Genomic DNA, 13299 nt, shown 5'->3' on the forward strand with positions numbered 1-13299 from the left:
CGTTGCTTGTCATTTTCCGTCAGAGTCTTCAATGCCACGATAGTGCAGGGAAGAGACCTGCTCCGAGACGATCCCGATCAAGAATGTAAACAGGGCGGACATGAAGAGCAACAGGCTCATGTTGGTGAAGCGTGCCTGCGTATAGTAGTTGTACGCGTAGAGCCCGGCCCCTGAACTGAACAGGAACGCACTAATCGGCAGGAAGAAGCGCATAGGGGAGAACAACGCGCCGATTTTCATGATGATCAAGAAGAACCGAGCACCGTCTCGCAGCAGCCTTATCTTGCTTTTGCCGGAACGCTTTCCTGCTGTAATTGGAACATAGGCCACTGGATAGCCCGCACGGAAGAAGGCCATGGTGCTGGTCGTCGGATAGGAAAAGCCGTTGGGGAGCAAATAAAGAAACTTCCGGAATTCCTTGGCCCGGACAGCTCGGAAGCCCGAGGTCAAGTCCAGTATCCGGTATCCCGTCATGATGCTGGCAAGGCGATTGTAGAAACCATTGGCGATTCTTCGGCCAAAGGAGGCGTGTGAACGCCCAGTACGAGCGCCGACCACCATGTAATAGCCTTCTGCTATTTTTTCTAGAAGGCGTGGTATATCGGCGGGGTCATGCTGGCCGTCTGCGTCCATGAACACAACGATTTCTCCTTTCGCATGCCTGGCACCGGTCTTGATGGCTGCACCATTACCTAGGCGACGTGGATGTCGAATCGACATGACGCCTTCATGTATTGCGACCTCGCTGGTCTTGTCACCGGAGCCGTCATCGACGACAACAATCTCGGCATCACGAAACTGCTGCTTCAGCCTCCGTAGAAGAATCGGCAAGTTGACTGCCTCATTATGAGCGGGAAGTACGATACTGAAGGTCGAGGTCATCGTCGCGAAACTCTCAGTGGCTCAGTAAGGGCACAATGCAAAGGATCCAGTTAGCGCTTGCCACAAACTGTCTGGCATAGAAAAAGCTTTGCCGGGCACGGCTAGCATTGTGGTCGAATATTCGGGGAAGTCGAAATAACCCTAATAGTCCGATTGACGCGAAAGTGAGTCTAGCCTATTTATCCAGACACGCCGCGTTATTGGATTATTAGGTGCCAAGGAACGATAGGACTTGACAAGGCTTTCTGCTTCTTTTTGTTTATCTGACCTGATTAACAATTCCAGCAATACCATTGCGGTTTCAAGATCAGGTCTTGCAGTCATGGCCTGTTGGAGGTGCTCAACTGCGGAATCGAGTTTACCTTCCTGAAGATACAAGCGTGCGTGATCATGATGGAGATTGAAAACTTGTAGAGGGATTTGACGAAAATTCGGATTTGCTAGCAAGATGTCAATCAGGCGGTGCAGTTGTGGTTGGGACAAGCCAATGCAGCCTCCTTCAAATTGTAAATTAGCCAGCTTCTCGATCGCGGCAATGGCTGAGTAGCTGGCTGAAGCTGTTTCAAGTAACGGAGCGATATGGTAGACATTGTAAGATACATCCCGTTTTGCATCGCACGCCATTTGGATAACTTGTAGAGCCAGACCAGCATTCGATGGATTATTCTCCGAAGCGGCTTTTATGATCTGAAAGGCCTTATCGTCCATGCTGCGCATGACGTATTGCTGGGCCAAATTTTGTTGTGCCCGTTCGGAGTTGGGATGGCTTTTAGCCCATAAAACTGCCGATACCCAAGGGTTTCCCCAGGTTGAAGTAACCTCGTAAAGCACGATCGCAAGCAAAAGAACATAACCAGCCAATAAGGCGTCAGTCCATCTGCGGTAGACCGTAGGCACTATCGACACCGACGCGCTGAGCCATGCAATAGGTCCTAGGCAAGGCAGGTAGTTGCGATGCTCAAAATACAATTCCAGATTAAATATAGAGGACTCTAGAGCATGGCCCAGTATATACCAAAGTGCAGCAAAGGCGAACCAGGGAAAGCGTTTTCGTAGTTGGACAGCTAAAGCTATAATGGCAATCCATATTGCCAACGCCATTAATGTTTCTAGTCCAGCATATGGAATAGTATAGTCATCATGATAAGGGCCAAACTCACTTGCCTTAGGCAGGAGGATAAGCTTTAGGTATTGCCATAAGATTGTGCCTTGGCTTAACAGTCGCTGTAACGGTGAGAACCCTCGCTGTGTTTGTTCTAACAAGCCTGGAATATGCCAGCAGGCGAAAGTCACCAAAGACGCGGGCGCAAGCCATAGCAGTTTCCTCCAATTACTGAAGGTTACCCTCGTTTTCGGATCAGGAAGTAGTGTGTATTCCAGTATCCAGACATATACAGGAAGCAGCGCCCCAGTTTCCTTCGTGAATACGGCAAGGCCTGTTCCGAGGGCGAGGCTCACTAACATTATCGGCCAGCCCAGACGCTCGCTGCGCAGAAGGCATTGTCTGCCTGAAAGGTACCCAATCAGCCCGACAAGCATGAAGGTGGTGGACAGCGTTACCATCCGCTGCACTACCATAAGAGAAGCTGAGGCGAGAATCGGCTGCAGCATCCAAATTGCAGTGAGTGTCAGCGCAAATTTAAATGTATGTCGCTGGAGTTCGCCGCTGTTTAGGGCGATGTGTATACCAACCCAGAAAACTAGCAGCCCGTTTATCAAGTGAATGAGGACGTTGGTATAAAAAAACTCTTCTGGCGCATAAGGCCATGCCGAAAACTGCAGGGCGAAGCTGGCCAATGCAATCGGGCGACCCAGTGGTCCGGCCGTGCCGCTGAATATGTAGCTGAGAAATGTCTGAAGGTCGACAATCTTGCGCAGCGGCGACAAATTAGGCCGGTCATCAAAACTGAAGCTTGCCCCAAAGGCGGCTGAGTAAATCAGATACGTAATGGCTGAGAGGCAAAGTAGACAAGAAAGATAGGCAATACTTTGCCATACATCATGGACTGTATTGTTCGACGCCTTATCCCCGCTCACTTTCCTAGCCTTGACTTCAAATTTGATTCGTCACGCAAATCATCCTCTAAAGCTCGGCGTAGGCGAGCCACTTCCGCTTGATAGTCTAAGTGTCCCCATCTGCTAATCGACTCACTGCTATTAACGACTAATCCAGTCAATGTGTTCAGTAATTTCAACGCTTCCTCATGCAATCCGTTGCTTGCTAGCAAGGAGACCTCCAGTAAGCCCGCGCTCGGATCGGGGCGATAAGTCAGTGACTGGTGAAATTCGTCAAGGGCTTCCGACCCCATCCGCTGTCTTGCGTACAAATAGCCATTGAGGTGATGTAGCTGACGTCGGGCTCCGGAATCGACAGCTTTGGGATTTTTAAACAGGGCTGTTACCAACTCGTGTAGTTCGGCGAAGCCAATTCCTCGGCAGTGTGAATCAGGCAAGACCGTAAAGAGACTGTTGAAAAACGGGTAACTCTTGAAATCGAAGGGAACCGAGCGGAAGGGGCCTAGGGTCTGCTGGAATTCGTTTGCGGTTATTCCAGAGGTGAAACATTTTTCCACGAGATAGTGTAAGCGCAGATGCAGGTCCTCCGGGCGCTTTTGAAGGGCACGAGACAAGATGTCCAGCGCGATATCTGGGCGACCATGCTTATCGAATGCGCTGGCAGCGACCGACTGCGCTCGGCCGGAGGTTGGATTCTTTATCGCCCAATACTGCGCCAAACGTAATTCATCAGACCAGATGAGCGACAAGTGACGTGTCGCTGAGGCGAGGGCGAGCACCAAGACCAGAGCAAAGACAGATGCGAGGCGATAGCGGGCGGGACTGTCAGCAATTGCGTTAGCGATGGGCAGGAACAGAAACATTGCCGGCAGGTAATTCCGGTGTTCGAAATAGATTTCCAGCGGGATGGTGGTCGATTCGATCAGATGGCCAGCCAGAAAGAATCCGAAACCAAAAGCCCAATTTGGGTGCCGAGACGCCTGAGTGATACTCCGGATTACCAGCAATGTTAGAAATGCGATGGCCGGTAGCGTTGTTTCGGGACTTAGTACTCCTTTTGATATCGGATAATCCTCGTTGAACAGCCCCTGAGTTGACGCCCAAGGATTAAACCAGTGGTACAGGTAATCGCAAAGTACTCGACTCTCCGTCAATAATCGTTCAGTGACGGTGAATGGCCGGCTGTAGTAATGGTCTTCATGCAGTCCGATCCAGGCGAGATAACTCAATAGGCCAATAGTTGGAAACCACAGAAAAAACAGTCGCCAGATGACAGAAGGTGCTGGCGAGACAGTTTTGCGTAGTGCCGTTAGCTCCAGTACGAGTATCAGAGCGGCGAGTGCTGCGCCATTTTCTTTACTGGCGGTTGCGAGTAGGCTGCCCAGACCGACCCCCGTAGTCATTAGCAAATAGCCTAAGATTGGGCGATCCGACAACCTGGTTCGGCCAACTATATAGAGCATTATTCCAAATAAAGAGAATAACGCGGACAAAATGGCCATACGCTGCACGACATAGAGCGTTGTGGACACATTATAAGGATGCAGAAGCCATACCGCGGCGACTAAAGAGGCAATGGCCCCGGCTTGGATGACTACACGTCCTTGAGCAAGGCATATCCGGTAAGTGGCCCAAAGCAACAAGAGACCTGTCAGCAGGTGTAGGAGCAGATTGTTGCGCTTGAAGCTAGAGGGATCTGAGGGCCAAGCGTTGTCGTCAATGAGGAAGCTAAGCAGGGATATCGGGCGCCCTGTTGGTCCTGCAATACCGCTTAATAGATATATACGGAGAGAGTCAAAGTCGTCAACTCCGCCAAACTCACCGAGTGCAGGTAGATTGGCAAAGTCATCGAATAGAAATGGCCCCGACAGACCAGGCCAATAGGCCGCTAGCGTTAATGTAATAAGTGACGCTAGCGCCGAGGCTTGTAGTAATGAAAGCGGCATTAATAAAAAGAGCCCACATGAAAGTGGGCTCCTTCGTTTAGGTTTTTGTATGAACTATCGGCAAGAGGATGGCAGATACTTGTCTGCGAGTGCCCCGACTTTCTTGCACGTCCATTTAATTGAGCCGGCGGCAGTGGTCGGGCTTAACTCAATTGCCGCGCTGGCGATCGCGGCAGCTACACCGCTGGCTCTCATTGTTGCCCTAATGACGCCTGCAGAGGTTGACCCTGTTGTACCAACTCCAACAGACAAGACATATTTCCCATTAATATCAGTGGCGCTTGTCGCTATACCCGCTGATGCGTTCGTACTTGGGAACGTCCCCTTGTCAGACCAATATTCCGCTACAGCCGCCTTCTGTCCATCGGCTAAATTGAAAGCCTCTGATATTTGAGCTCGCGCCGTATAATCCTGGTAAGCAGGTAATGCAATAGCCGCCAAAATACCAATGATCGCCACTACGATCATCAGTTCGATTAATGTAAAGCCTTGTTGAATACGGGGGTTCATGATGACGCACTCCTTCGTTGTCTGGGTTGGTAGAGCCGTGGGTAGGGTCCGCTCGTAATACTAGTTCATGGGGTATCAAAAAAAAAGCGAGCGCCGTCACAGAAACTGATCAGATGTAGGGAAAATCGGTAGAATGGTCTGTGCCGTTTCGGCTAAGTATAGACGCAACATCTTCAGTACTGTGTACTCTGGGAAGTTGGTTTGACTAAGGTCACAGTCATTGGTCGGCGCTCCAATGCGGCGCTTCCAGTGCGCGCCTTTGATTTGTTTCGTAAAATCAATATCGTATTGAGTTCTCAAATGACTGACTCATCATTGGCTGCTTTATTGAAGCAAGCTACAGTCCCTCTGCAGTTCGGCACCAGCGGAAGGCGCGGCTTGTTGGCTGACCTCAGCCAACTCGAAATTTACGTCAATGCCCTGGCCGAATTGGAATACCTGCAGTCTTTGCCTGCTTCGGAAGGTGGCATTCGACGGGGGCAGGAGCTTTATGTGGCTCATGACCTGAGGCCCAGTTCGACGGGGTTCGTAGACGGTGTGCCTAGGCGCGGCGAGTTGGCGCAAGCCATTGTGAGCGCAGCGGTGGACGCCGGCATGGTCCCGGTCGATCTGGGCGCAATCCCGACACCCGCCCTCACGTCATACGCGCTAGCTCGCGGTAGGGGGAGCATTATGGTGACGGGCAGTCACATCCCTTTTGACCGCAATGGGTATAAGGTCAATACGGGCATTGGGGAGCTGCTTAAGCATCATGAGGCACCCATCAATCGGAAGGTTGCGGAAGTGCGTGCCCGTGTCTATGGACAGGCATTTAGCGACTCGCTTTTTGATGAGGACGGGATGTTCAGGGCTGGTCACCAGGATTTGCCGGAATTGAGTCAAGCCGGGGCGCAAGACTATATGCGCCGGTATGTCGAATTCTTTGGTGCGGGCGCTTTGGCAGGGATCAGGTTGTTGATGTATCAACATTCGGCAGTCGGCCGTGACCTGATCGTTGAGATCCTTCGGGGCCTGGGTGCGGAGGTGGTCGTCGCGGGGCGCAGCGAGACCTTCGTCCCAATTGATACCGAGAACATTGGCCCGGAGCAACTGGCGACCATTCAGGCTTTGGTAGACGAGGCGGTGAGTGAGTTCGGAAACCTCGACGCTGTGGTCTCCACCGATGGCGACAGTGATCGGCCCTTGATTTTGGGGGTAGAGGCGGGGCCGCATCCGCGAGCACGTTTCTTTGGCGGCGATCTGGTTGGTATGGTGACGGCCGAGTTCCTGGGAGCAGACGCGGTGGTAGTGCCCATCAGCTGCAATGACGGGATTGATCGGGGTTCACTCAAGGACTTGCTGGAGCCCAAGACGCGGATCGGCTCACCCTTTGTTATAGCGGGTATGCAAGTGGCGCGTAAACGTGGGAAAAAGGCTGTATGCGGTTGGGAAGCGAACGGGGGATTTCTGACGGGATCGGATATTGTCCTCAACGGCAGGACCCTGACTGCCTTGCCAACGCGTGATGCCGTCTTGCCTATCGTTTCAGTGCTCTGCGCCGCGCGGGAACGCAAAGTGAGCCTGATTGAATTGTTCACTCAGTTACCGAAGCGGTTCAGCCGGGCTGCGTTGCTCAAGCAGTTCCCGAGGGCCAAAGGGCTGGAGATTGTCCGGAAGTTCTCGCCCGGAGATGAAAGCATTGCCCAGGTCGATTTTCAGACGACGGGTGTTACGGTTACGGGTCGGGATGGTCAGGAACGGGTGGCTGGGGCGGATGAGGCGGAGCAGTTCCGAAGCATAAGCGCTGAGCTTTCCATATTTTTCACCGAGGCTGACGGATTTGATGACATCAGGGCGCTGAATTTCATCGACGGCGTGCGTATTCTCTTCAGCAAAGGGGATGTGGCGCATCTTAGGCCTTCCGGGAATGCGGATGAGCTTCGGATTTATGCCGTGGCGGATACGCAGCAGCGCGCTGATGCTATTGCTGACGTGGGCGTCCGTGAGCCGGACGGTATTCTGCGGGAAATCGAGCGGTCGTTGAGCGCGTGAGGGGTGTTTCCTCGTTCCCACGCTCGGCGTGGGAATGGTGGGCGTGGGTCTCCGCGCCTGGGGTGGACGCAGAGCGTCCGGTGGGGGTTCCCACGCGGAGCGTGGGAACCAGGCGAAGCCAGACGTGCTGTTCTCGTTCCCATGCTCTGCGTGGGAACGGTGGTCCTGGCGCTCCGCGCCTGAGGTGGACGCGGAGCGTCCGGTTGGGGTTCCCACGCGGAGCGTGGGAACCAGACTTAGAGCGAAGCATGGGATCCAGCGAAATCAGAACCGGCCTGAACAACGCAGGGCTTGCGAAGGTGGCATCTGTCACGGTTTTTGGTCATCATGTTGACGACAGATGCTGGCTGAGAGCAGTAATCGATGATGCCCAAGATGATCAAGAAGATATTGATCGCGAACCGCGGCGAGATCGCCGTGCGCGTGATCCGTGCGTGCGCCGAGATGGATATACGCGCCGTAGCCATTTACTCAGAAGCCGACCGCTTTTCCCTGCACGTGAAGAAGGCGGATGAGGCCTATTGCATCGGCAGCGAGGAACTCGCCGGTTACCTGAACCCTCATCGCATCGTCAATCTGGCCGTGGAAACCGGCTGCGACGCCATCCATCCCGGTTATGGCTTCCTGTCCGAGAATCCCGAGATTGCGCGCGTCTGTGCCCAACGTGGCATCCGCTTCATCGGCCCCAGCGCCGAGGTCATTCATCTGATGGGCGACAAGATCGAGGCCCGCAAGGCGATGATCGCGGCCGGCGTTCCGGTCACGCCGGGCAGCGAAGGCAATGTGGAGGACCTGCACGAGGCTTTGCGCGAGGCTCTCCGCATCGGCTACCCGGTAATGCTGAAAGCCACCTCGGGCGGTGGCGGGCGTGGCATCCGCCGCTGCAATGACGAGCATGACCTAAGACAGCAGTACGACCGGGTTATCTCCGAGGCCAGCAAGGCCTTTGGCCGGGCCGAGGTGTTCCTGGAGAAATTCGTCGAGAACCCGCGCCACATCGAGGTGCAGATCCTGGCGGACAGCCATGGGCAGGTGGCGCATCTGTTCGAACGCGACTGCTCGGTGCAGCGCCGAAATCAAAAGCTCATCGAGATTGCGCCATCGCCCCAGCTAACGTCGGAACAGCGGACTCAGGTGGGCGAACTGGCGCTGCGCGCGGCCCGGGCGGTGGGTTACGTGAACGCGGGTACCATCGAATTCCTGCTGACCCAGTCCGGCGAGTTCTATTTCATGGAGATGAACACCCGCGTCCAGGTGGAGCACACGGTCACCGAGGAAATCACGGGTATCGACATCGTAAAGGAGCAGATCCGCATCGCCGAAGGGCAACCTCTCAGCTTCAGTCAGGAGGAAGTCGCGCCACGCGGTTTTGCCATCCAGTTCCGCATCAACGTGGAAGATCCGAAGAACGATTTCCTGCCCAGCTTCGGGCGGCTGACCCGCTATTACGCGCCGGGCGGGCCGGGGGTTCGCACGGACACGGCGATCTACACCGGCTACGAGATTCCGCCGTTCTATGATTCCATGTGCGCCAAGGTAATCGTCTGGGGACGCACCTGGCCCGAGGCCGTGGCCAGGGGCCGGCGTGCGCTCAACGACATGGGTATCGGTGGGGTGCGGACCACGGTGCCGTTTTACCAAGAGATCCTGAAGCATCCCGACTTTCTGGCCGGGCGCTTCGATACCGGTTTTTTGACTTCGCATCCGGAACTGGTCAACTTTTCACGCAAGCGCGGGCGTGAGGAGACGGTGCTGGCCATTGCCGCCGCCATCGCTTCCCACGTCGGACTTTGACAGGAGCATCACGAACACATGAGCCGGGTCTACATTACCGACACCATCCTCCGCGACGCCCACCAATCGCTGATTGCCACCCGCATGCGCACCGAGGACATGCTGCCGGTGTGCGAAAAGCTGGACGAGGTCGGTTTCTGGTCCCTGGAGGTCTGGGGCGGCGCCACGTTCGACGCCTGTGTGCGCTTTCTTAAGGAAGACCCTTGGGAACGTTTGCACAAGCTGCGTCATGCCCTGCCCAACACGCGGCTGCAGATGCTGCTGCGCGGACAGAACCTCTTGGGTTATCGCCACTACTCCGATGACGTGGTGCGCGAGTTCGTTCGCCTGGCGGCGCGTGAGGGGATAGATGTCTTCCGCATCTTTGACGCGCTCAATGACGTGCGCAACCTGCGGGTGGCCATCGATGCGGTAAAGGAGCACGGCAAGCATGCTCAGGGCACCTTGTGCTACACGGTCAGCCCGGTGCATACGGTCGCCATGTATCTGGAGCAGGCGCGTGACATGGTCGACATGGGCGCCGACAGCATCGCCATCAAGGACATGGCGGGCCTATTGAGGCCAAGCGAGACGGCTCGACTGGGGAAGGTGCTGCGCGATCACCTGGATGTGCCGTTGTTCCTGCACTGCCATGCCACCGCCGGGTTGGCGGAGATGTGCCAGCTCAAGGCCGTGGAGAGCGGTTGCGCCCATATCGACACCGCTATTTCGGCGTTTGCCGGCGGCACCAGCCATCCGCCCACGGAGAGCATGGTGGTCGCCCTGCACGGGACGCCGTATGACACCGGCCTGGACCTTGGCCTGCTGCAGGAGATTTCTGCCTATTTCGCCGGTATCCGCAAGAAATACGCGCAATTCGAGAGTGAGTTCACCGGCGTCGATACCCGCGTGCAGGTGAATCAGGTTCCCGGCGGCATGATGTCGAACCTGGCCAAGCAGTTGGAAGAGCAGGGCGCATTGCACCGTATTCACGAAGTGTTCGAGGAGATTCCCAGGGTGAGGCGCGATCTGGGTTTTCCGCCCCTCGTCACCCCCACGTCCCAGATCGTGGGCACGCAGGCGGTGCTGAACGTGCTGACGGGTGAGCGCTACAAGACCATCACCAACGAGGTGAAGCGCTATCTCCAGGGTGGCTATGGCCATCCCCCGGCTCCGGTGGACGAGGCGGTGCGGCGCAAGGCCATCGGTCAGGAAGCGGTCATCGACGTGCGCCCGGCCGATCTGCTCAAGCCGGAACTGGAGAGCCTGAAGGCGGAGATCGGCGATCTCGCCGAGTGCGATACCGACGTCATGATCTATGCCATGTTTCCGGAAGTCGGCAAGGCTTTCCTCAGCGAGCGCAAGGCGGGGGTGCTGAAGCCGGAGCCTTTGATATCGCCATTGACCGTCGCCGCGCCGTCGCCGGTCGCAGAGCGTATCGCTCCCACCGAGTTCAAGGTATCGGTGCACGGGGAGACTTACGATGTGCAGATCACCGGCGCGAACCTGGACAGCCAGCGCAACCGCCGTTTCTACATCACCCTGGATGGGGTCCCGCAGGAAGTGGATCTTGAAGTGCTCAGTGGCTTCAGCCGTACGGTCGGGGCTGGTGGGCGGCCCATCGCCAGCAAGCCAGGCGATGTGGTGACCTCCATGCCAGGCAATATCGTGGACATCCTGGTCAGCGAGGGCGATCGCGTTGCGGCCGGGGATGGCGTGCTGGTCACGGAGGCTATGAAAATGGAGACGCAGATTCAAGCGCCCATTTCGGGCACGGTGGTGGCGATCCATGTGCGGAAGGGCGATCGCGTCAATCCGAACGAAACTCTGATGGAGATCGAACCTTGAAGCGGCTTTGTCGTAACGCTTAGCCGAGAGGTGCCGCAATGAGCAGCGTCATCGCGCCGGTGCAGTCTCTCTATGACGAACTTTGCCGCTTGCCCGAAGGGGTGACGGGCGAGATTCTCGCGGGAGAACTCCACGTTCGGCCGCGGCCCAGCGGGCGGCATGGGCTGGCGGAAGGCGGGCTTAATGTAAGGATTGGCGGAGCCTTTGGGTATGGTGGCAGTTCGGGCGGCTGGTGGATCATTCCGGAGCCCGAGGTGCATTTTGTCCGCGACACCGAGGTGGCCGTGCCGGATTTGGCCGGTTGGCGCCGCGAGCGGATGCCGGCGGTCCCCGATGGGCACCGGTTCGAGGTCGTGCCCGACTGGGTCTGCGAAATCCTGTCGCCCTCCACCCAGCGCAGGGACAGGGCGGTGAAGCTGCCACTCTACGGGTACGGGCGCTACGGTGTTCAATACGCCTGGCTGGTGGACCCGGATGCCCACACCCTGGAGGCTTACGAATTGCGCGAGGGGCGCTGGACCCTGATCGCCACTCTGCAGGAAGACGATCTGGTGCGGGTGCCGCCTTTCGACGCCATCGAGTTTGCCCTTTCCGATCTCTGGGGCTGAGCCCAAGCTCTCAGTCCGCAACCGTCACCCAGCGCGCTAGCAAAAACAGCAAACCCATGCCGCCGTAAGCCTGCACAAAGGCCCAGGCCGGTTCCAGCACCATCTGCGTGTCGGCGGGCGTCCAGCGATAGCTGTGTATCAGGCCGAGGCCGGCGAAGAGCGCGGCGATCCAACTCCACAGTGCAGCTTGCAGGAACCGCCGCTCGATCACCGCGACGGTGATCGCCGCCATGAGGGTACTGGTGAAAATCGCGCCCTGCTCGATAGCGAAAGCTCCATCCATCCACAGATCCGCCCGCAGAAACTGCGGCAGCAAGTCGTCACTGAACGCGGGACCTTCCGGGGTCCCATAACCCGCCGCGCGCAGTCCGCTTTTCGCCATGAAAGCGCCCCAGGCGGCGACGCCGGGCAGCAACCCGATGACCACCGCCGGGGCGTGAGACTTCGGGGTTTCCTGAAAAGCCTGCGCGGTAATCACGATGCCGATCCATAGCACGATGGCCAGGCCCGCATCCACCGGCACGGCCCAGGCGATGTAACTCAAGGTTCCGGTCAGGCAGATGAAGCTGATGAACGCGCCGTTGAGGATGGAATAGCCAGCCCGCGCGCCCAGGGCTTTCCAGCCGGGATGGCCGATATAAAGCGTGGTGGGAAAGCAGGAGCCGAAAAGAGCGGCGGCGATGCTACCAATGCCGTTGACGGCGAGTGACTGGCCAGTGGGGTAGGCGTCCCCGGCGGCTTCCGCCGATTCGATGTTCTGCAGCGATCCCAGCAGGTTGAAAAGTCCCATGGGCAGGATGACGGCAAAGTAATCCAGCAGGGCGCGACTGTTCATGCCAGCCCAAAGATCGCTAGCCGCGAGGATCGGCAATCGCCAGCCGCTGGAGGCCGGATCCGAACCAACCGGAGCCAGCCCTTGCATCCAGGCCAGGCTAGTGCCAAGAGCCACGGCCACCAAGCCGCCGGGGAGCCCGCCGCGAAACTTGACCCGCCCGAAATAGGTGAGCATCACGACGGCCAGCGTGGTCAGGCCGACCAGCGGGTGGGCGTAAGAGCGGAACAAATAGCCCAAGGCGATAAAGCCCAAGGCGATGCCCGCCAGGGTCGAGAGCAGCGCCGCGCGGGGTGTGCTGCGGCGCAGTTTTTCCGCGAAGGTCGAGCCAATGAGTTCGATCAAGCCATTACAGCCGCAGGCCAGGAGTCCCGCCTGCCAGGCTACCCGCGCCGGGTCGCTGGCGCCTGCGGCCTGCGCGGCCAGCTTGGCAGGCAGCATGATCATGAATACGAAGGCGATGAGCGAGACCGTATTGATGCCATAGGGCAGGGCGCACACATCCTGGCGTCCGGTCCGCATGGCCAGTTGGCGGGCTTGCCAGCCGTAGAAGAGGTTTCCGACCAAGAGTGAAACCGCCGCGCCGGGCAGGACCTGGCCGTAAAGCAACTCGTCCGGGAATCCCAACACCCCGCCGCACAGGGAGACGATGAGCAGCAACTGGACGAGATTGTCCAGCGCCAGGCCAAAAAATCCGTCTATGTCCCCCCGGACGAACCATGGCATGTTGGCCGACATTAATGTTTTCCTTTTAGTGGTGAGGGGCTGCTTGAAAAATCGGTGCGATGCTTCAGCGCCGGGCTTGACTCGGCTTTGCTCGTGGCATGACAGTATGGTCCGAAACTCATGGCCG

The 13299-nt window shown here is 57.0% G+C and carries 9 protein-coding genes; 4 read left to right on the plus strand and 5 right to left on the minus strand.

The features are described 5' to 3' along the window. Positions 1 to 9: 9 nt before the first annotated feature. The 4 genes from EK23_RS16245 to EK23_RS22670 form a co-directional block, all read right to left on the minus strand. A complete protein-coding gene (locus tag EK23_RS16245) occupies positions 10 to 882 on the minus strand; it encodes a glycosyltransferase family 2 protein (protein WP_045226451.1) in 873 nt (290 codons plus the stop codon). A 141-nt stretch (positions 883 to 1023) separates the two neighbouring features. After that, a complete protein-coding gene (locus EK23_RS16250; protein ID WP_045226452.1) occupies positions 1024 to 2919 on the minus strand; it encodes a tetratricopeptide repeat protein in 1896 nt (631 codons plus the stop codon). Next, entirely contained in the window at positions 2916 to 4844 is a 1929-nt protein-coding gene (locus EK23_RS16255) for a hypothetical protein (RefSeq protein ID WP_052808263.1), read from the minus strand. Before EK23_RS16255 ends, EK23_RS16250 begins: the two co-directional genes overlap by 4 nt. Before the next feature lie 54 nt (positions 4845 to 4898). Next, positions 4899 to 5354: a pilin gene (locus tag EK23_RS22670; RefSeq protein WP_045226453.1), complete on the minus strand. Its 456-nt coding sequence runs from the start codon at positions 5352 to 5354 to the stop codon at positions 4899 to 4901. Positions 5355 to 5555: 201 nt separating this feature from the next. Between EK23_RS22670 and EK23_RS16270 the strand changes: the two genes are divergently transcribed. The 4 genes from EK23_RS16270 to EK23_RS16285 all read left to right on the plus strand — a co-directional run bounded on the left by EK23_RS16270 (position 5556) and on the right by EK23_RS16285 (position 11614). Next, positions 5556 to 7385: a phosphohexomutase domain-containing protein gene (locus EK23_RS16270; RefSeq protein ID WP_145998706.1), complete on the plus strand. Its 1830-nt coding sequence runs from the start codon at positions 5556 to 5558 to the stop codon at positions 7383 to 7385. A 375-nt stretch (positions 7386 to 7760) separates the two neighbouring features. After that, the gene (locus tag EK23_RS16275; protein ID WP_045226516.1) at positions 7761 to 9179 is read left to right on the plus strand and encodes an acetyl-CoA carboxylase biotin carboxylase subunit; all 1419 of its coding nucleotides are present in this window, start codon (positions 7761 to 7763) and stop codon (positions 9177 to 9179) included. A gap of 18 nt (positions 9180 to 9197) precedes the next feature. Beyond that, positions 9198 to 11006 (plus strand): sodium-extruding oxaloacetate decarboxylase subunit alpha, encoded by a 1809-nt coding sequence (gene oadA, locus EK23_RS16280; protein ID WP_045226456.1) that lies wholly within the window; start codon positions 9198 to 9200, stop codon positions 11004 to 11006. A gap of 38 nt (positions 11007 to 11044) precedes the next feature. Next, complete coding sequence (locus EK23_RS16285; RefSeq protein ID WP_045226457.1) at positions 11045 to 11614, plus strand: Uma2 family endonuclease; 570 nt, start codon at positions 11045 to 11047, stop codon at positions 11612 to 11614. Between the two features lie 10 nt (positions 11615 to 11624). On the opposite strand, the gene EK23_RS16290 is transcribed toward EK23_RS16285, so the two are convergent. Continuing rightward, positions 11625 to 13184, minus strand: a complete 1560-nt coding sequence (locus EK23_RS16290) for an NCS2 family permease (protein ID WP_235282147.1) — start codon at positions 13182 to 13184, stop codon at positions 11625 to 11627. Between the last annotated feature and the right edge of the window lie 115 nt (positions 13185 to 13299).

Source organism: Methyloterricola oryzae (assembly GCF_000934725.1).
Lineage (GTDB): Bacteria > Pseudomonadota > Gammaproteobacteria > Methylococcales > Methylococcaceae > Methyloterricola > Methyloterricola oryzae.